We start from the raw sequence: 18,406 nt of genomic DNA, 5'->3' as shown, positions 1-18,406 counted from the left end.
GCTTGCTTACTTTGAAAACAAATTTGAGCGAGCGGATGAGACGGCGACGAATTTAGCTCAAAATCTCGGGCAGTTTTTAAAACAGCATATATTTCGGATTGATATTTTCGGCGTTTTAAAAACCGCCGACCAAAAACCAAAGCGATAGCGATTTAAAGGAGTAAAATTTGAATACGACAAACGAACAAACTTCAAATTTAAACAGCGACTTTCAAGACTCAAATTTGATAAATTCAGGCTCGGGCAAATTTGCAAGAGATTACGACAAAGAGCCGTTGATTATTAAAGATCATAGCGCTTTGATAATCGTTATCCAGTTTGGTTTGTTGATTTTTGTTCTAGTCGCAGCCCAGCTTGGGATACTAAGCGCATTTGATCTAAAAAAACCGCTAGAAACGGATGATTTCCCCTTCATCGCTATATTTCTTATAGTCATACCGTTTATTAGGGTTATTGAGCAAGATAGCCCTTTTAGCAAGCGTTTTATAATATTTAATCAAAATTCCATATCCATAGAGGTGGATAATGTAAGGATTGTTAGGATAAATTTGGATCAAATTACCGATATTTCAAAAAATGCCGATATAAGAAACTCTTTGCCGCCGTATTTTCCGATTTCAAAAGAGTTATTTTATATTTGTATATTCGTCGTTACCCTCGCAATGACGATGTTTATGTTTAATGATTTTATAATCATAGCTATATTGTTTATCGCGATTTTCTTTTTGCCAAAGAGCATTATTTGCGCATTGCAGGGCAGCATATGCTTTAATAGATTACTGTATGACCGCTTGGCAATATATTTTAAAGACGGCACGATAATAAATATTTTTATAACCGTAACGCAAGAATATCTAGAAATCAAACGATACTTTTTGTTAAATAAAGGTATAAACATAAGCAAGGCAAAAACAGAGTTAATAGTATTTAGCAAAAGAAAAAACAAACTTACACAAAGTATTTTTCCATAAATTTAAATCTGCACCTCGCCCAGCAGCCAGAAATCTAGCGAGGCGCGAAATCTTACTTCGTCTTTTTAACAAGTTCCCTAAATTTCGCGCAGCCCATATCGTATCCATAGTCGCAAGAAAGGCCGTAAAGCTCCATCGCCTTTTTATCGTCTTTTGCGCCTTGATCCGCCTTTTCATGTCCGCGGGCTAGAGCGTAACAACCCTGCGCGTCTTTGTAGTCGCAAGCTAGCCTGTAGTATTTGCGGGCTTTTTGCGGATCTTTTGTGCCGCCGTATTCGCCGTTACCGTGCGCGGCCGCTCTCACGCACGCCTCGCCGACTCCGCCCTCGCAGGCTTTTTCGTAAAGTCCCGCCGCCTTTTCGTAATCCGACTCGACTACGCCCCATAACGAGTTACCGTCGTAAGCCCCCGCTACGGCCGCGCATCCGTCCATATCGCCGAGCCCGCAAGCTTTTTCATATAGGGCAAACGCTTTTTTGCTGCCGTCCTCGTCGCTAAATTTGCCGTTTTGTTCGCCCAAAAACGCCGCTAAATAGCAGCCTGCGCCGTTTTTCTCGCTACTGCACGACTTTTCAAACAAATCCATACTGCGCTGGGTATCGTATGCTTTTATATGCGCTTTGGCAGCCTCCTCAAAATCCCCGCCAAAAGCCACTGCGACTAAAATCGCCGTTAAAACAATCTTTTTCAATCCGCCCTCCTATTTGCTAAGTTTTTTAAATTTGACGCAACCTCGATTAAAGCCGTTTTGGCAAGCTAGGTCGTAAAATTTAGCCGCTTGAGCATCGTTTTTAGGCGTTGCGTCCCCTGATTCGTAGACATCTGCCGCATTATAGCAGCCCTCACCCTCTCCGGCCTCGCAAGCAAGTTTATAATATTTTAGCGCATCGGTAAATTTAGCGACATCGTCGTACTTTTTAGCTATCCTTAAGCAAGCTTCAGCGTTTTTTGTCTCGCAGGCTTTTTCGTAAAATTCAGCCGAATTTTCGCCGCCTGTTTCATCTGCGCCTGTTTCATCTTGCAAAGTCGGCGCGTCGTAAAGGTCGCCGGCCGCCTCGCAGCCTCGCGCATAGCCTAGCTCGCAGGCGTTTTTATATAGCGCAAGAGCCTGCGAAAGTATCTCCGGCTGCACATCTGCGCTATCTTGATCGTAAATCGCAAGCGATTTTATAGATGCCGCCATATAGCAGCTTACGGCGTTTTTATCGCTCTTGCACGATTTTTCGTAAAGCGATGCAGCTTTTTTGCTATTTACATCCTGTAGGTATTTTTTCGTAGCAATCTCAAAGTCCGTCTGCGCCGACGCTAGAGCGACTAAAAGTAGAGCCAGATAAATTTTCTTAAACATCGCGGATCCTTATTTTTTGTCTTTATAGAGTCGTCTAAACTCGGCGCAAGCACTCATAGAGCCGTAATCGCAGGCTAAACCGTAAAGTTCGTATGCTTTTGCGACGTCTTTTTTTACGCCGTCGCCTTTTTCGTACATATCGGCTTGCGCGAAGCAGCCGTCGGCATCCTCATAGCCGCAAGCCGCCTGATAAAATTTAAACGCCTCTGCTAAATTTCGCTCTACGCCTCTGCCCTCGTCGTAATAGCCGGCTAATTTCCAACAAGCCGCGCCTACTCCGCCGCTGCAGGCTTTTTGATAAAGCTGCATAGACTTTTTATCGTCTATCTCTTGACCGCCGCGGCCGTTTTCATAGATATCGCCTAGGGATTTGCATCCGTCCATATCGCCCATTTCGCAGGCTTTAGAAAACTGCGCAAAGCTTTTGGTAGTATTTGAACCTTTGGCAAAGTTATTGTCGTTTATAAAGCCTGCAGCATAGCAGCCCGCGGCGTTTTTCTCCTCGCAGGACTTCTCAAACAACTCTAAAGCCTTATCATACTCGTTTTGCGCTAGCTCGGCCGCAGCCTCCTCAAATGAGCCCAGCCCAAAAGCCCACACCGCTAAAAATACGGTTAAAGCGATTTTTCTTAGCATTTATTCTCCTTAAATTTAATTATCCCAAGCAAACCCAGCCGGATAAATTTGACGCTCTAGCGGTTAAATTTATCAAAAAACCACATAAATGCAAAAAGCAGTCCCGCTGCCTTGCTTTTACTCTCGTCAAACATAAATTTGCGCGCATCTTTAACCGGCACGTAGGCTAGCTCGATATTTTCGCCGTCTATGCCGCCGCCCTCGCCGATTTTCATATCGTCGTTTATCGCGGCAAAAAACATCGTCTGCCTCGCTCCGCCAAAACCTAGCGCGCCGCGCGTGGAGGTTATGCGCTCTACCTTGCTAGCCGCAAAGCCCGTCTCCTCGGCGATCTCCTCGATGACGGTCTGCTCCTCGCTTTTACCTTTATCCATTAGCCCCGCGCAAAGCTCGTAGGTATAGCCTTCCTCGCCCTCTTGCGTTAAATTTAGCGGCCCCGTTTTTGCGCTTTGGATATTAAACCAAACGGCGGGGCGAAACTGCTTAACCAGCAAAAACGCGTCTTTATCCTCGTGATAAAGTAGAGCCGAGACACTATCGTGAGCCTTTACACACTCCCATCTGACGGGCCTTCCGCACAGATCAAACGAAATTTGATACGGCTTTACGTAGCGCGGAGAGGTTAAATTTTCTATCTTGATATTTTTTACAGCAGTATCCATTTTGCCAGTCCTAAAAAGCTAAAAAATCCGACCGTATCGGTAACGGTGGTAAGCAGCACGGCAGAGCCGACGGCTGGATCGATGTTAAATTTCTTTAAGCTTAGCGGTATCAAAGTACCGAAAAATCCGGCAAAAAATAAATTTATAAGCATCGAAGCGCCGATAACCACGCCTAACATCGGGCGACTAAACCAAATCGAAGCGATGACGCCCATCAAGCAAGCAAAGGTTAGCCCGTTTATGAGCGCGATGCCTACCTCGCGTTTTAGAGCGACTGCGGCGTTTTTAAACTCGATTTCTCCCAAGGTCAGTCGGCGCACGGTTACGGTGAGCGCCTGCGTGCCGGTGTTTCCGCCCATGGACGCCACGATAGGCATCAGCACGGCAAGAGCCACGTAGCTAGCGATCGTATCGTCAAAAAGCCCGATGATGCTGGAGCTAATAAGCGCGGTAAATAAATTTACCAGCAGCCAAACGGCGCGCGCTCGGGTAGCCTTTACTAGGCTAGTATCCTCCTCCTCGGCCTCGTCATCGACGCCAGCAAGATTATAAATTTGCTCCGTGGCGCTTTCTTGGATGTAGTCGTGGATATCGTCGGCGGTTATTCGGCCTAGTAATATGCCCGTGCTGCTGGTTACTGCGATGACGTTTAGGTCGTAGTCTTGCACCATGACGGCTACGTCTTGCATGAGGTCCATATCGTTTGCGACGTGGGGTTTGTAGCGATCGGCTTGCGCTTCCTCTATATTTTGCTTTAAAGTCTTTGAAAAATCAAAAAGTATCAGATCTTCAAGCGGGATGGCATACTCCAAAACGCCCTCTTTATCGACGATAAAAAGCTGCGAGACGTTTTCTAGCTTACCCTCTTGCTTTTCGCGCCTAAGCCTAGCTACGGCGTTTCCCAGCTTTTCTTCTAAATGCGCGGAAAAAAGCTCGGTTTGCATGTGCGCGCCGGCTCTATCTTCTTCGTAGCTTCTTAGCCTTAAAATTTCGTTTTGATTTTCTCTATCTAGCTCGTTAAAAAGCTCTCTGGCCTTGTTTTCGTCGATGTCTTCGATGTATTGAAGCAAATCGGTCGCGTCGTCGCTTTCTAGCTCTTCTAGCGCTTCTACGATCTTTTCTGCGGGTAGTTGCTCGATCACGTCTTTTAGCATGTGATCGGGCATCTCGATGGCTACGTCGCCCAGCATCTCGGGATCTAGCTTTTCTAAATACTCTGTAAAAAGCTCCTCGTCGTGCTTTTTTAGCGTTTTTAGGTGATGGGCTAGATCAGCCGCGCTTAGCTCCTCGTCGATCGTCTCGTTTAAATGCGAGTCAAGTAGCTCTTTGGCTTCGTTTAATTGCTCGTTTTCTTCCATCATTTACTCTTTTTGTCGCTTGACTCGGCGGCTTTATCTTTTGATTTGGCCTTTTTATCGGCAGTCTGTTTTTGTTTTTTGGACTTATCTTTGCTGGCGTTTACGTCCCTTTTCTTTTTGGACTCGCTTTTTGACTTCTCTTTTTTCTTGTCGTTTGATTTTGATTTTTCTTTATCTTTTGCGTTTTTGCCGGATTTTTTAGAGTCCGTCTTTTTATTTTTTTCTTTTTGGGCAGCCGAGCTAGACTCTGTTTTCGCCGCTTTAGTCGCTGCTAAATTTACGGCTTGGCTTGCGTTTACGTCCGCTTTGACGGTTAAATTTTGCTCGGATTTTACCGTCAAATTCGTATCGGTCGGGCCAGTTTTGGTTAAATTTACATCCTTTTCATCTTGGGATTTAACTTCGCTTGTTAAATTTACATCGGTTTTTGCAGTCAAATTTAGCTCCGCTTTCGTCGCGTTATTTTCTTCTACGCCGATTTTTAACTCATTTGTTAAATTTTCGTCCGGCTTCGTCTCGTTAGCTTCGGCTTTTGCGGTTAGATTCGCATCCTTATCAACGCTTACCGATTTTTCGTCTGTCGCCGTTAGGTTTTCGTCGGCTTTTGGCGTAAATTTAACCTCGCCCAGCTCCGATACGGCGCCGAATTTTTCCTCTTTTTCCGGGATTTCGTCATTAGTAGCGGCATCTTTGATCTTTGTTTCAAACTGCTTTATGTATTTTTGAAATTTAGCGTTTTCCGTCTGGGCAAAGATATTTTTAGCCACTTTTATCTCGTTTTCTGGATTTATCGCATTGCCGTTTTTATAGACGCCAAAGTGTAGATGCGAGCCCGTACTCATGCCGGTACTGCCTACGTAAGCGATGAGCTGCCCCTGCTTTACTTTTACTCCGCTTTGTATACCCTTAGCAAAGCCGCTAGAATGCGCATACAGCGTCTCGTAGCCGCCGACGTGCCCGACGATGACGACCTTGCCGTAGCCGCTTTTGGTTCCGACGAATTTAACCGTTCCGTCGCCGGCCGCTTTTATCGGAGTGCCTTTAGGAGCGCCGTAATCCACGCCTAGATGCGCTTTGTAACGCTTTAGTATCGGATGATAGCGCTTTGGCGTAAAAGGCGAAGTGATGCGGGCGTTTGCTATCGGTCTGGTCAGCAAAAATTTATCGTTTTTCTTACCGCTTTTGTCGTAGTATTTATTTTCGAATTTATACGTGACGTATTTTTTATCGCCGATTTGTATCGACGCCCAGTGTATTTCCGGTACGCCAAACGTTCGTCCGAGCCTAGTTTTTTGCGTGTATTCCATCGCGAGCCTGTCGCCTTTTTTTAGCTTTTTAAACTCGCTTTCCGGCACTTCGCTCTTCATCGCCAGATAAAATCCGTGCGCCAAAGCCGCGCTGCCCGTAGCGTCTTGGATATCTTGCGACGGCGAAACCGTAATAGGCATACTAAGCACGCGCCTATGCGTCTGATACGAGATCGAGGAAAGCTGAAAATTATATTTTCCGTCGTTATCTTTATAAATTTGCGCTTGGAGTTCCTCGTTTACGGGGATTAGCACCTGGCTTATCCCGCCTTTTTCGTCTCTTAAAATTTGATACGAGACGCCCGCTTTTATCTCGCTTACAAACTCCTTATCGTCCGAATCCATATCATAATAAAGAGAAAGCGGGATGGAGTTTTTCTCTAAAAACGTTAAAAACGTATCTCCGTTAGGCCAGCTAAGCTCCTGGACGGTAGGTTGCGCAGGCTCTACGGCGAATAAATTTACCGTCAGCAGTAAAGCTAATGAAAATTTCCTCATAAATTCCCTTGATTTAAAAGCCATATTTTACTCGAAAATTACTTACATTTTGCAAAACTAAGGCGCTTTAAGCTATAATGAGCGGCAAAATTCTACATTTTTAGGAGATAGGTTTTGAAAAAATTTCTTTTATTTTTAGCGGCGGCTTGCCTTGGCTTTGCAGCCGAGTTTTCGATGAGGGAGTATAAAACCCCGCTAATAAGCGTGGATGAGGGCGTAGGCACGATCATAGACGGCTCAGATATCGTCGTAGGCAGTAGCGGCGTCGTGATGCATAAATTTGAAGGCTCTCAAAGCTCAATCATCGCTCGCGCCGTAGTCACGCAAAAAAGCGGCGGCTTTGCCAAGGTCAGATTTGAGGTATTTGACGCGCTAGCGCAAAAGGCCCTGCCTCTGCCCGGGATTTTACCTAAAAGCGGCGACGAACTAATACTAAACTACCTCTACGACCGCTCGCTCATCGTCGTGCCGAACAAAGAAATTTACGCCGAAGTAACGAATGCGTTTAAAGACGTTACTTTCATCCATCCGGACATCGTGGGTTCGTACCTAAGCTACGAGTATAAGCCAAACCCTAGCCGCGACGATTTTCGTAAAATGTGCAACCAAAGCGCTGCGGGGCTTATTTTCATCGCTATGAATAACGAAGCGCTTTTTGCCGACTGCCAGAGTTTCGAGCCGCTAAAACGCTTCCAAAGCGGCGCGGTCAAATACTACCAGCTGCCTTTTTATACTCGCGTCAAGGACATCGATACGGTATTTTGGAAATGGGGCTCGGAGCAGATCAGCGACTTTGACCGCCACTACAAAGCTCTTTTGAAAGAGAAATGATGCTTGATAAACACGCTAAATTTTTCGTAAATTTACTAGGCGCGGATAACGCTTACTTCGACGACGCGCACAGGATCGCCTACTGCTACGACGCGACGAAAAAGCGCCATCTGCCCGACGGCGTGCTTTTCCCTAGAGACGAGCGCGACGTTAGCGAGATTTTAAAATACTGCAACGAAAACGGAGTCAAAATCGTGCCTAGGGGTGCAGGCAGCGGCTTTACGGGCGGGGCGCTAGCGCACGAGGGCGGCGTGGTGCTTGCATTTGAAAAGCACATGAACAAAATCCTAGAAATCGACATGCAAAACATGGTCGCAGTCGTACAGCCCGGATGCATAAATATAAATTTGCAGCGCGAAGCCGAGAAGCTAGGCCTTTTCTACCCGCCAGATCCCGCCAGCCAGGACTACTCGACGCTAGGCGGCAACGTCAGCGAAAACGCGGGCGGCATGCGCGCGGCAAAATACGGCATCACCAAAGACTACGTCATGGCGCTACGAGCCGTGCTACCTAACGGCGAAGTGATCCGCGCGGGCAAACGCACGATAAAAGACGTCGCAGGATACAATATCGCTGGCATTTTAATCGCTAGCGAGGGCACGCTAGCGGTAATAACCGAGATCACGCTAAAACTCATCGCAAAGCCTAAATTTAGAAAAACGGCGATGGGAATTTTCCCTAGCGTAAACGCCGCGATGAACGCCGTTTATAAGACGATGGCAGCAGGCGTAACGCCGGTAGCGATGGAGTTTTTAGACGCGCTTTGCATACGCGCGGTCGAGACTAAATTTAACAAAGGCCTACCGCAAGATGCGGGCGCCTTGCTCATAACCGACGTTGACGGCGATGTTTTGGGCGGCTTAGAGCAGGATCTAGCCACGATAGAGCGAGTGTTTAGAGAAAACGGCGCTAGCGAATTTAGACGCGCCAAGGACGAGAGCGAGCGAAACGACATCTGGTTTGCCCGCCGCAACTGCTCGCAGGCGATAAATATCTACGGGAATTTAAAGCTAAACGAGGACATCACGGTGCCGCGCTCAAAGCTACCAGAGTTGCTCAAACGCATCGGCGGCGTCGCTAAAAAATACGGCGTACAGGTGCCGTGCTTCGGCCATACGGGCGACGGCAACGTACACACTAACGTCATGGTGGTGGACAAAGCTGACCCGGCACAGGTAGAGAGCGGACACAAGGCGATCGAGGAAATTTTTAAGATCGCGGTGGAGCTTGGCGGCACGCTTAGCGGCGAGCACGGCATCGGTATCAGCAAGGCTGAGTTTATGCCGCTTGCCTTTACGCCTGCTGAGATGGAGCTTTTTAGAAGTATCAAAAAGGCGTTTGATCCGAACAATATCCTAAATCCGTTTAAGATGGGGCTTTGATGAATGAGGGCAAATTTAAGATAGCTTGCAAAAAAGCTTTAAATTTAGCTCTTCATTCCCAAGATAAAAGTATTCTACGCTATGCATCGGGGCTTAGTTTTTATACGATTTTATTTATGATTCCAGCGTTTTTACTATCGCTAGGTATTGCCGCAAGGCTTCCTATTTTTAATCAAAGCAAATATTTTGAGGCTCTAAAAAATTTTCTATTTTCCACTTTTTTACCTATAAAGCACAAACTAACGACGCAGCATTTGGAAATTTTTTTACAAAACAGCTTTGAGTTAAATACTATTTGTACCGTAGCCGTTATTTTTGCGTCGATTACTTTTTTTGCCGACTATGAACACGCCGTAAACCGCATTGCAAAAGCCGAGAAAAAATGTAATTTTATATACTCTCTATCAATTTATTGGGCATTAGTGGCGCTTACGCCCATTTGCTTTGGTTTTAGTATTTGTTTGTCGTATTTAGTAGACAAAATACTCCATTCTATGGCTGTAGATATAAAATTACTAAATTTTCTCTCGTTTATGTGTATTTGGGCGATGTTTTGTCTATTTTACATTGTATCGGCCAACAAAAAAATCAAATTTAAAAACACCGCACCAAGCTCGCTGATTGCTACGATAGCGTGGTTTGCAAGTAAATACGTATTGCTTTATTATGCTATTTTAAATGAAACATACAGAAGTATTTATGGCTCGTTTGCAGTCTTGCTTTTCTTTTTTTTGTGGATTTACGTATCTTGGGTAGTGTTTTTATATGGGTTTAAATTTTGCGTATTTTTGGAAAATAAGCACTCGCAAGATGAAGTTCCTACGTAAAAACTCTTATCAGCAAAAAATAATTAAAGGATCCCAAAATGACCCCGCAAAAATTTGAAAAGATAAAACAAACGCTTAAAATTTGGCTCACGGCGATGCTAAAGATCAAGGACAAGCAGCTACTGCACTACGCTTCAAGCCTGAGCTTTCACACGATGCTCTCCATCATCCCCGTGCTGCTCATCTCGCTCTCGCTCTTTACGCAGATGCCAAGCTTTAGCGTCTACTACGCAAAGATCAAGGAATTTATATTTGCCCAGCTACTACCCTCAAACCAAGACGCGATCTCAAACTACATCGAGACCTTTTTGCAAAACAGCTCGAGCCTCGGCATCCTCGGACTTGGCGCCATCATCTTTACTTCGATCATGTTTTTTGCCGATTACGAATACGTCATCAACCGCATCATGCATACGCAAAGCCGCAAATTTTGGAACTCGCTGAGTGCTTATTGGACGCTCATAACGCTAGCTCCCTTGGGGCTTGGGCTTAGTTTTTATCTCTCAAATTTATTTCAAGATATGCTAAACTCCAGCGCCTACACGAAGTGGATAAATTTTCTCAGCATATTCCCGTACCTCATCATCTGGGCGATATTTTGCGTGACCTATCTCATCTCGATAAACCGCCAAATCGCCCTAAAAAACGCGCTTTTTAGCTCGTTCGTCGCCTCGCTCATCTGGTATCTGGGCAAAAATATCTTCGTCTTTTACGCCGCAAATAACAAAACCTACCTCAGCATCTACGGTTCGTTTTCGGTGGTGCTGCTATTTTTCGTGTGGATTTACGTGTCGTGGATCATCTTTCTTTACGGCGTGAAGCTGTGCGCGTATCTGGAAAAAGCGGGCGAGAGCGACAAAGAATCTTAAAAAAGCGCGGCAAAGCAGAGTAAATTTAGCGGCACGATAACGGCGGCTAAAATTTTGCTTTTGACGCTCGCTAAACTTAGCGCGTTATAGAGCAAAAACAGCCACAACGGCACGCTCAAATTTACCCCCTTTGCGCGCCACGAGAGAAATTCTAGCAGGTATTCGTCAAGCGCGCCGCCTGCGCCAAATGCGTGCAAAAGCGCGCTAATAGGATAAAACAAGCTAAAAAGCGGCGTGAGCGGCAAGACGGCTAGCTGCTGGGCGCTAACGAGCGGGAAAAAGTAAACCACGGGCAAAATCATCGCCGAAAATACCCAAAAATTTAGCAAGATAGCGTGCGTCAAATTTGAAAATCGCCCGCCAAAGTGCCGCAAATACAGATAAATATAAAACACGCCCATGCACGAAAAATAAAATCCGACACTAAAGAGCAGACTCGGCATCAGCGCCACGGCGGCGCAAATCACCGTAAAAAGCAGCTCAAAGCTAACGACGCGCACGTTTCTAGCGAGCAAAAACAGAGCCAGCAAGCTCATCAAAAACGCTCGCAAAAAGGACGGCACGAAGCCAATCAGCGCAAGATAGCAAAACAAAACCGCAAAGATCGCGGCCGAGAGGTCAAATTTGGCGTTTCGATACGGAAAGTATCGCGCCTGAAAATAGCGGTAAATCGGGCGCATGACAAAATACAAAAAACCAAAAATCAGTCCCAAATGATAACCGGAAATCGCGATCAGGTGCGCAACGCCGTAGAAATTTACGTCTTGCCGCAGCTCCTTGCCAATGGGTGCAGCCAGAAACAGCGCGGTAAAAAGCTCGGTCATTTTTTCGCTTTCGTGCTGCTCGGCGATAAACTCAAAAATTTTATCGTAAATTCGCTCCTCGTTCGTGGCGTATCGAAGCTCGGCTGCGCCGTAGCTTGGCATAAAAAACGAGCCGCTTAGATACTCTTTAAATTTGACGTTTTTATTTTCGGCGCCGATTAAAATTTGCTCGTTTGCCTGCGCGTCAAAGTCCGCCAGCGTCGTCGTGTAGAAACTAAAATCCTGCGTTTTAAGCTTTAAAACGCGGTAAATTTTACCTTTTGCGTTCGTTTTTTCGTAGTTTTGTAAAATTTTAGCTTGCAGGATAACGCCGTTTTGGGCTTTAAATTCGCGAAATTTATAGTAGCTAAAGCCCAAATTTAGCGCAAAAACGAGCGCGCACGCAAGACAAAATACACAAACCTCGCGCGCGTTTTCAAAGATAGATTTACGTTGCGGCTTTTGCAAAATTTGAGCTTAAAGGGCGCATTTTAGGCGTTTGGGTTAAACTCCGCCACGTGCGCGGCGCCAAAACTCTTATCTACAAAGCGCGTAAATTCCTTCTGAAATATTACTTCGACCGTGCCGACCGGGCCGTTTCGGTTCTTGCCCACGATGATTTCGGCGTCCTCTTCAATCTTGTTGGGGACGAATTTACGTACGTACTCCTTGCCCTCGGCGTGCGCCTTTTTCTCGGCTTCCTTCTCCTCCTGCTCGCGGTAAACCTCGTCGCGGTATACGAAAAGTATCATGTCCGCATCCTGCTCGATGGCGCCTGATTCGCGCAGGTCGCTTAACATCGGGCGCTTGTTGGCGCGGGACTCTAGGCTTCGGTTTAGCTGACTAAGCGCGATAATAGGCATGTCTAGCTCGCGCGCAAGTAGCTTTAGTCCGCGCGAGATTTCGGCGATCTGTAGGTGGCGATCGGAGAAATTTGACGTCGCCATCATAAGGCCAATGTAGTCGATGACGCACAGCGTGATCTCCGGGTGAGCGGACTTGAGCTTGCGCATCTGCGTGCGGATCTGGTGGATGTTTACGTAGCCGCTGTCGTAGACGAAAAGCTTACGGCTAGCCATATCGTCGCACGCATCGCTTAGGCGCGACCACTCCTCGTCGTCCATTTTAGCAGTCATGATGTTTTGTAGCGGGATCGAAGTTTTGGCGCTTAGCATACGCAGCATGATCTGCTCGGCGGGCATCTCAAGCGAGAAAAACACGACTCCGCCGCCGCGCATCAGTACGTGGTTCATCAAATTTAAGCAGATCGTCGTTTTTCCCATGCCGGGGCGTGCCGCGATGATGATGAGGTCGCCGTGCTTAAAGCCCTTCGTCATCTCGTTTAGCTGGCGAAAGCCCGTGTCGATGCCCACGATGTCCTTATCCTCGAGCAGTTTTTGCTTTTCTAGGTGCGTGATGACGTCTGCGATGATGACAGCAGCGTCTTTGATGGCGCCCGCGCTCTGCCCGTCCACTAGCGAATAAAAACTCTGACTAAGCTCGTCCACCATATCGCGGCTAGGCTTATCCTCGCTCACTTTGCTAGGTATTTGGTGCGCGATTTTTACCAAGCTTCGCTTGATAGATTTTTCTTTGATTTCGTTGGCGTACTTTTTGACGTCCAGGATCGAGTTCGTGCCGATGATCTCGCTCATCACGTTCTCGTCAAATTTGCTCCCCAGCTTGGTTTTTAAAAATCCCGTTTCGACGGGCAAATTTTCATTCAGGCACTTTACCATCGCGTCGTAAATGTCGCCGTGAGCGCGCAGGTAAAAGTCAAACGGGCTTAGGATATCGAAAATCTCGCTTAGATTATCCGCGCTATAGATGATGGATGCGAGGATCGCGCGCTCCATATCCAGGTCGTAAAGGTTGTGAAAATCCACGTCGTTAAATTTATTTTTTGCCACTTTCGCTCCGTTTAAATTTTAATATCCGGCTTCATTTAGCTTTTTGTAGTCGTCGCAGCCAAACTGATCGCCCAGATCGCATGCTTTGCCAAAATACTCTTTGGCTGTTTTGAAATTTTGCTCCACGCCTTTTGCCTCAAGATATAAAGAAGCGACATCGTAGCAAGCGTCAGCGCCCCCTAGATCGCAGGCCTTTTGATAAAGCTCCATCGCCTTTTTGTAGTCTTGTTTCACGGCTTTGCCGCTATTGTATGCATGACCAAGCTGAGCGCAGCCGACAGCGTCTTTTTTATCGCATGTCATTTGCCAAATCTCTATCGCTTTTTTGTAGTCTTGCCTCACGCCCTCGCCGTTGTAATAACTGATACCAAGGAAAGAGCACCCATTGATACTTCCTTTATTGCAAGCGCTCTCAAAGTGCTTTGCCGCTCCTGCCAAGTCTTGATAATAAGATGCCTCCAATCCATATTCAAGCTCTTCTTGCGCCGATAATTCAAAGGCAAAGGCAAAATTTAATAAACCTGCCAAAGCCATCATCACAAAAATAAATTTTCTCATCATTAATCCTTTAAATTTTTATTGATATTTTGATCCGCGTCGGTTAAAAAGCTTTCAAATTTACTCTCTTGATTTTATTTCATCGTCGATCTCGAGTAAAAATCTATCGACCAGCTCGCTCTCGGGCAGCCTCGCGACAACCTCGCCTTTGCGCATTATCATCCCGTTTCCCTTGCCAAAGGCTATGGCTACGTCAGCACCCTTGGCCTCGCCGATCGCGTTTACGACGCAGCCCATCACCGAGACGTTTAGCGGCTCTTTGATGTGCTTGGTTTTCTCCTCGACGAGCTTTACCGCAGCCATCAGATCGGCCTGCAAACGCCCGCAGGTCGGGCACGAGATGATATTTAGCCCCTCTTTTTGGCGGCCGCTATCCTTTAGGATCGCTTTTGCGACTTTGATCTCTTCTTCTAGCTCGCCCGTGATGCTAACTCGCATCGTGTCGCCGATGCCCTCCAGTAGCAGTCCGCCTAGCGCGATCGCGGACTTTATCGTCGCGTGAAAGCTAGTGCCGGCCTCCGTAACGCCTAGGTGAAACGGATACGCCACAAGCGGCCTAAGCGCGCGGTAAGCGGCCATCGTGCGCTCGACGTCGCTTGATTTTAGCGAGATTTTGATATCGGTAAAGTCAAAATCCTCGAGCAAATTTATATTATAAAGCGCGCTTTGCACCATCGCTTCGACCGTGCGACCGTATTTGTCCTCAAACTGCTTTTCTAGCGAGCCTGAGTTTACGCCGATACGGATAGGCAGATTTCGCTGCTTGCACGCGTCCACGACGGCTTTGATGTTTTTTTTCGAGCCGATGTTGCCCGGATTTATGCGGATAGCGTCGACGAACTCGCTAACTATCACGGCGTAGTTGTGGTTAAAGTGGATGTCGGCGACGACGGGCAGCGGGCTAGCCTTTACTACCTCGCGCAGCGCGGCGGTGTCCTCTTTGTCAAACACCGCGCAGCGCACGATATCGCAGCCGGCAAAATAAAGCCGCTGTATCTGCTCTAACGTGCCTTTTACGTCTTTGGTCTTGCTAAACGTCATCGACTGCACCGATATGGGCGCGTCTCCGCCTATTTTTACGTCCCTGATTTTGATCTGTTTCGTGGGGTATCTTTGCAAATTTAGCCTTTAATTTTTTAGCCAATTATAAAAAATTTTCTCTTTAAATAGGCTCAAAACTCTGCGCGGAGTTTAAATTTAGCTAAAAAGAACAAAAACGAAAATGGATTTTTGGATGCATAAGCTAAACGTCAAATTTAGCGCGAACAAGACGCTAGCGATAAAACCTACGGCCGTCAAGCTTAAATTTAAAACCGAATTTAAACGACAAAGATAAATTTAGGCGCCAAAACGCAATCGGTGACGCATGAAGCCAGGCTGGGCGACTTAAATTTAAGATAGGCGTTATCAGCTGAGTAAATTTAATAACAAAGCAAAGAGCGCGCTAACGCCCGAAAATTTCCCTCTCGCAGCGCCTAACCAGCTTGCCGCTAAACATCCAAACGGGAAATATATAATGCTCGCTTGAATCCTTTTTTTTAAACCCGAATTTTAGCGTTCTTGCCGCAGCGTTTGCGACCTTAGCGGATTTATCCTTGGTTAGCTGCTCTATAAGCTTTAAATCATACTCGTAAAGCGTGCCTAGTCCGCAAATGCCGACCTGCCTAAAATCGGCCTTTTTATGCGCAAGCGCTGCTATAAAATATTTCGCCGCTCGCAGATCGGGCAGGTGTCTCATGCATATGGCCTCAAGCGCGCAAAGAGCCTCTAAATGCGGCTTGTCGCTAGGATTTTTGTCGATAAAATCAAATAATATTCGTAAAAACGCGGGATGACCTAGCGTGCTAACGCAATCTCGCCTTTTATTTTGCGAGAACGCCTGCAAGTTTATGCGGCGCAGCGCCTCAAACTGCGCCTTTTCATCATCTCCCGCAAGCGCGGCCGCGTAGTTCTCAAACAGCGGCGAAAGCTCTAACGGCACGCCGTCTAAAAACCGCTTTTGCGTATCCTCGTCAAGCCTTAAAACAAAGCCTTTTAGCAGTAGCTCGTCTAGCATTTTGGGTTTTATTTTGGGCTTTTGCGGATTTGCGGGCGCGTAGTCGCTCTGCTGGCCGCTAATCTCCCGCAGCCTCTCGCACAGGGATTTTAGCGCGTCCAAATCCTTTGAATAAACGCAAAACATACCCGCCTCGCAGTCGTATTTTAGGCCTTTTATGTCGTGCTTTTTGGCTAGGCTTTTGGCTAAACTTTGCAAATCGTATCCGCCGCAGCCGTTTTTAAAATACGCATCAAAGTAGTGAAAATCAGACGTTACCGCGGCATACGAGCCGTCGCTATGCTCCACCGCCCGGCAAGGGAAAAACTCGTTCATTTGCGTCCTTTGTAAAAATTTAAGCAAAGTATAGCCAAATAAATTCGTATTTTAAATTTAATCTCAAATGGATAAGGCGCAAAATTTAAACGCAAAACGCAAGCGGCGGTATAGCGATGCGGGACGATGCTAAAATTTAAATTTGAGCAAAAAAGATGCGCGCGGCAGTATCTTGCGGTGATTTTTGGGGTCTACTTTGCAAAACTAGCGAAGCGGCGGCGTAGCCGAAGTTTCTATAAAAAGCGTGCAAGAGACGGCGCGCAAAAAATAAGGCGCGGTATTTTTCGCTTTGCTTTGCGCCTTACGCTCGTAACGCTCTGCTTGCAGTAGCGAACGCAGTGAAGCTAAACTTCGCTACGAGGAGACGAGGTAAAATTTCTACTCCGCTACGCTCGTAGCTGCTAGCAGAAGATTTTTAAGCGTAGGCTAGTTTAAAATTTGAGTTAAAGAATGCAGGAGCGGCAGTGTCGCGAGATGGATTTAAATGTCGTGCAGAAATTTTAAGTCGAGATAAGGCATATAGCCTATCGCAGACTTAAAATTTCCTCTGCTTGCAGCTGCGAAACGCAAGTGAAGCAGAAACCCATTTAAAGACGCTCGTGAGACAACGCACAAAAGTCAAAAAGTCAAGTATTCAAGTCCGGATAATCCCACGCATTATACTCATCGCTCGGATTATCATTCTCCGCGCCCTTGCAACACAGCCACTCTAGCCCTCCGCGCCTCTCCATCACGACCTCTTCATCAAGGCCTGCGCTCTTGCTGCCGTTTACTCGGGCATTGATGCACGCCCAGTGATAGCGGTAGATGAGATCGAGCGCTTGCAAGATTTCATCCGTACCGCGCATTTTTACGCGCTCCGAAAAGTCGCCGCCAAAGGTCTTCATTACGAAATTGCAATCGCAGATATCCTTTGGGAAATCTAGCTCTTTTACTAGCCCCATCGCCCAAAGCAGCGCCCACAGCGACTCGTATTTCCAGCCCATATTTACGGCCTCGTCGTAGCTCGCTTCGCCTTCTATGACGCGGCGCTCCATGCGCGTTAGCTTGTTTATGCACCCGAAGCGATTATCTAAAAAATCCTTCGCGCCCTGCCTGTCTTCGTCCGTTAGCTCGCCGTTATCTCTGATCGTGCAAGCGCACATTATCGCGGCAAACGAGCAGATCGCGCGGGCGATAACCTCGTCTTTTTCGCGCGGCGCGACCTCGCCCGTCTCGTATCGTAGCGGCAAGTGGTCTATAAAAGGCGCGCCTTGCGATTTTAAGATTTCGATGCTTATATCCTTGCGCTCCTGCGCGGTTTTACCGATTTTTGCGGCGCTTACGCTTCTTTTTCGCGCGCTATCAGCTCCTTTTTTAAAAAAGTCAAAAATACCCACGCTTCTCCTTTAAATTTGCATAAATTTACGCGGGTATTTTAGCGTATAAACGGAAAATTTAGCGACTTGTCGGCGACAAATTTACGTAAATTTCAAAAACGTTGCGCTAGAATCCGCATCCATCAAATTTTAAAGGATAAAAAATGAGAAAAATTTTAGCAGTTTCGCTTCTATGCGCGGCGAGAGCGATGTTTGGCGCAAGCGCGGACGAAATCTACGCCGCGGCGCAAGCGACGAAGGCAAAAGGCGATCTTGCGGGCGCGCTCGGCGGTTTTGAGAAGGCTTGCGAGGCGTCGCACGCGGATGCTTGTCGTCGTGCGGGATTAGCCTACGACTACGGCATGGGCGCTACGCAAGATTACGCTAAGGCGGCTAAATTTTACGAAAAATCGTGCGAGTTAAGCGATGCTAACGGCTGCTCGAATTTAGCCGACGTCTACGGCGCAGGCAGGGGCGTGGAGCGCTCGGAGCAAAAATCATTCGAGTTATTTAACAAAAGCTGCGAAATGGGTAGTAGCGGCGGTTGCTACGGACTAGCAGGGCTTTATGAGAGCGGCAAAGGCGCGGAAAAATCAAACGAACAAGCGGCTAAATTTTATAAAAAATCCTGCGAGCTAGGGCTTGATCTAGGTTGCGAAAAGGCAAAGTAAGGTTTATTGGGCGTGGATAAATCCACCCCGACTTTTGCACGATCTA

Annotated in this window: 18 protein-coding genes; 6 read left to right on the top strand and 12 right to left on the bottom strand. The window is 46.9% G+C overall.

Annotation, left to right across the window (positions count from 1 at the left end; genetic code table 11):
* Window positions 1-167: 167 nt before the first annotated feature.
* Window positions 168-971 (top strand): hypothetical protein, encoded by an 804-nt coding sequence (locus tag Q0218_RS02750; protein ID WP_297966019.1) that lies wholly within the window; start codon window positions 168-170, stop codon window positions 969-971.
* A 52-nt stretch (window positions 972-1,023) separates the two neighbouring features.
* On the opposite strand, the gene Q0218_RS02745 is transcribed toward Q0218_RS02750, so the two are convergent.
* From Q0218_RS02745 to Q0218_RS02720, 6 genes are read right to left on the bottom strand one after another with little or no spacing between them, the layout of a single operon-like run.
* Window positions 1,024-1,662, bottom strand: a complete 639-nt coding sequence (locus Q0218_RS02745) for a tetratricopeptide repeat protein (protein ID WP_297966017.1) — start codon at window positions 1,660-1,662, stop codon at window positions 1,024-1,026.
* 9 nt (window positions 1,663-1,671) lie between these two features.
* Window positions 1,672-2,319: a tetratricopeptide repeat protein gene (locus Q0218_RS02740; RefSeq protein ID WP_297966015.1), complete on the bottom strand. Its 648-nt coding sequence runs from the start codon at window positions 2,317-2,319 to the stop codon at window positions 1,672-1,674.
* Window positions 2,320-2,328: 9 nt separating this feature from the next.
* The gene (locus Q0218_RS02735) at window positions 2,329-2,955 is read right to left on the bottom strand and encodes a tetratricopeptide repeat protein (protein WP_297966013.1); all 627 of its coding nucleotides are present in this window, start codon (window positions 2,953-2,955) and stop codon (window positions 2,329-2,331) included.
* Between the two features lie 56 nt (window positions 2,956-3,011).
* Entirely contained in the window at window positions 3,012-3,617 is a 606-nt protein-coding gene (locus Q0218_RS02730; RefSeq protein WP_297966011.1) for an NUDIX hydrolase, read from the bottom strand.
* Window positions 3,602-4,975: a magnesium transporter gene (gene mgtE / locus Q0218_RS02725; RefSeq protein ID WP_297966009.1), complete on the bottom strand. Its 1,374-nt coding sequence runs from the start codon at window positions 4,973-4,975 to the stop codon at window positions 3,602-3,604. Before mgtE ends, Q0218_RS02730 begins: the two co-directional genes overlap by 16 nt.
* Complete coding sequence (locus tag Q0218_RS02720; protein ID WP_297966008.1) at window positions 4,975-6,780, bottom strand: peptidoglycan DD-metalloendopeptidase family protein; 1,806 nt, start codon at window positions 6,778-6,780, stop codon at window positions 4,975-4,977. Before Q0218_RS02720 ends, mgtE begins: the two co-directional genes overlap by 1 nt.
* A 114-nt stretch (window positions 6,781-6,894) precedes the next feature.
* Between Q0218_RS02720 and Q0218_RS02715 the strand changes: the two genes are divergently transcribed.
* The 4 genes from Q0218_RS02715 to Q0218_RS02705 are packed head-to-tail and all read left to right on the top strand — an operon-like array spanning window position 6,895 to window position 10,689.
* Entirely contained in the window at window positions 6,895-7,611 is a 717-nt protein-coding gene (locus tag Q0218_RS02715) for a plasminogen-binding N-terminal domain-containing protein (protein ID WP_297966006.1), read from the top strand.
* Window positions 7,611-8,993 (top strand): FAD-linked oxidase C-terminal domain-containing protein, encoded by a 1,383-nt coding sequence (locus tag Q0218_RS02710; RefSeq protein WP_297966004.1) that lies wholly within the window; start codon window positions 7,611-7,613, stop codon window positions 8,991-8,993. The genes Q0218_RS02715 and Q0218_RS02710 overlap by 1 nt, the downstream gene beginning before the upstream one ends.
* Window positions 8,993-9,820: a YihY/virulence factor BrkB family protein gene (locus Q0218_RS11955; protein ID WP_366517411.1), complete on the top strand. Its 828-nt coding sequence runs from the start codon at window positions 8,993-8,995 to the stop codon at window positions 9,818-9,820. The genes Q0218_RS02710 and Q0218_RS11955 overlap by 1 nt, the downstream gene beginning before the upstream one ends.
* A 38-nt stretch (window positions 9,821-9,858) precedes the next feature.
* Complete coding sequence (locus Q0218_RS02705; RefSeq protein WP_297966002.1) at window positions 9,859-10,689, top strand: YihY family inner membrane protein; 831 nt, start codon at window positions 9,859-9,861, stop codon at window positions 10,687-10,689.
* On the opposite strand, the gene Q0218_RS02700 is transcribed toward Q0218_RS02705, so the two are convergent.
* The 6 genes from Q0218_RS02700 to Q0218_RS02675 all read right to left on the bottom strand — a co-directional run bounded on the left by Q0218_RS02700 (window position 10,686) and on the right by Q0218_RS02675 (window position 17,710).
* Window positions 10,686-11,960, bottom strand: a complete 1,275-nt coding sequence (locus Q0218_RS02700) for a ComEC/Rec2 family competence protein (protein ID WP_297966000.1) — start codon at window positions 11,958-11,960, stop codon at window positions 10,686-10,688. The genes Q0218_RS02705 and Q0218_RS02700 overlap by 4 nt on opposite strands.
* A gap of 23 nt (window positions 11,961-11,983) precedes the next feature.
* On the bottom strand, window positions 11,984-13,402 hold the full coding sequence (locus Q0218_RS02695) for a replicative DNA helicase (RefSeq protein ID WP_297965999.1): 1,419 nt from the start codon (window positions 13,400-13,402) through the stop codon (window positions 11,984-11,986).
* 18 nt (window positions 13,403-13,420) lie between these two features.
* A complete protein-coding gene (locus Q0218_RS02690; RefSeq protein WP_297965997.1) occupies window positions 13,421-13,960 on the bottom strand; it encodes a tetratricopeptide repeat protein in 540 nt (179 codons plus the stop codon).
* Between the two features lie 60 nt (window positions 13,961-14,020).
* The gene (gene ispG / locus Q0218_RS02685; protein ID WP_297965995.1) at window positions 14,021-15,079 is read right to left on the bottom strand and encodes a flavodoxin-dependent (E)-4-hydroxy-3-methylbut-2-enyl-diphosphate synthase; all 1,059 of its coding nucleotides are present in this window, start codon (window positions 15,077-15,079) and stop codon (window positions 14,021-14,023) included.
* 325 nt (window positions 15,080-15,404) lie between these two features.
* A complete protein-coding gene (locus Q0218_RS02680) occupies window positions 15,405-16,331 on the bottom strand; it encodes a hypothetical protein (RefSeq protein ID WP_297965993.1) in 927 nt (308 codons plus the stop codon).
* Window positions 16,332-16,957: 626 nt separating this feature from the next.
* Complete coding sequence (locus tag Q0218_RS02675; protein ID WP_297965991.1) at window positions 16,958-17,710, bottom strand: DUF4272 domain-containing protein; 753 nt, start codon at window positions 17,708-17,710, stop codon at window positions 16,958-16,960.
* Between the two features lie 143 nt (window positions 17,711-17,853).
* On the opposite strand from Q0218_RS02675, the gene Q0218_RS02670 reads away from it, so the two are divergent.
* Window positions 17,854-18,360 (top strand): tetratricopeptide repeat protein, encoded by a 507-nt coding sequence (locus tag Q0218_RS02670; RefSeq protein ID WP_297965990.1) that lies wholly within the window; start codon window positions 17,854-17,856, stop codon window positions 18,358-18,360.
* The last annotated feature ends 46 nt before the right edge of the window (window positions 18,361-18,406 follow it).

The organism is uncultured Campylobacter sp. (genome assembly GCF_938039245.1).
GTDB lineage: Bacteria > Campylobacterota > Campylobacteria > Campylobacterales > Campylobacteraceae > Campylobacter_A.
Note: the sequence above shows the minus strand (reverse complement) of the source record. Positions and strands in the feature narration are given on the sequence as shown.

Excerpts from the sequence above, each read along its gene's own strand:
- Q0218_RS02720 (WP_297966008.1), bottom strand. The coding sequence starts at position 6,780 with ATGAGGAAATTTTCATTAGCTTTACTGCTGACGGTAAATTTATTCGCC.
- Q0218_RS02705 (WP_297966002.1), top strand. The coding sequence starts at position 9,859 with ATGACCCCGCAAAAATTTGAAAAGATAAAACAAACGCTTAAAATTTGG.
- Q0218_RS11955 (WP_366517411.1), top strand. The coding sequence starts at position 8,993 with ATGAATGAGGGCAAATTTAAGATAGCTTGCAAAAAAGCTTTAAATTTA.
- Q0218_RS02740 (WP_297966015.1), bottom strand. The coding sequence starts at position 2,319 with ATGTTTAAGAAAATTTATCTGGCTCTACTTTTAGTCGCTCTAGCGTCG.
- Q0218_RS02680 (WP_297965993.1), bottom strand. The coding sequence starts at position 16,331 with ATGAACGAGTTTTTCCCTTGCCGGGCGGTGGAGCATAGCGACGGCTCG.
- Q0218_RS02730 (WP_297966011.1), bottom strand. The coding sequence starts at position 3,617 with ATGGATACTGCTGTAAAAAATATCAAGATAGAAAATTTAACCTCTCCG.
- Q0218_RS02690 (WP_297965997.1), bottom strand. The coding sequence starts at position 13,960 with ATGAGAAAATTTATTTTTGTGATGATGGCTTTGGCAGGTTTATTAAAT.
- Q0218_RS02735 (WP_297966013.1), bottom strand. The coding sequence starts at position 2,955 with ATGCTAAGAAAAATCGCTTTAACCGTATTTTTAGCGGTGTGGGCTTTT.
- mgtE (WP_297966009.1), bottom strand. The coding sequence starts at position 4,975 with ATGGAAGAAAACGAGCAATTAAACGAAGCCAAAGAGCTACTTGACTCG.
- Q0218_RS02710 (WP_297966004.1), top strand. The coding sequence starts at position 7,611 with ATGCTTGATAAACACGCTAAATTTTTCGTAAATTTACTAGGCGCGGAT.
- Q0218_RS02670 (WP_297965990.1), top strand. The coding sequence starts at position 17,854 with ATGAGAAAAATTTTAGCAGTTTCGCTTCTATGCGCGGCGAGAGCGATG.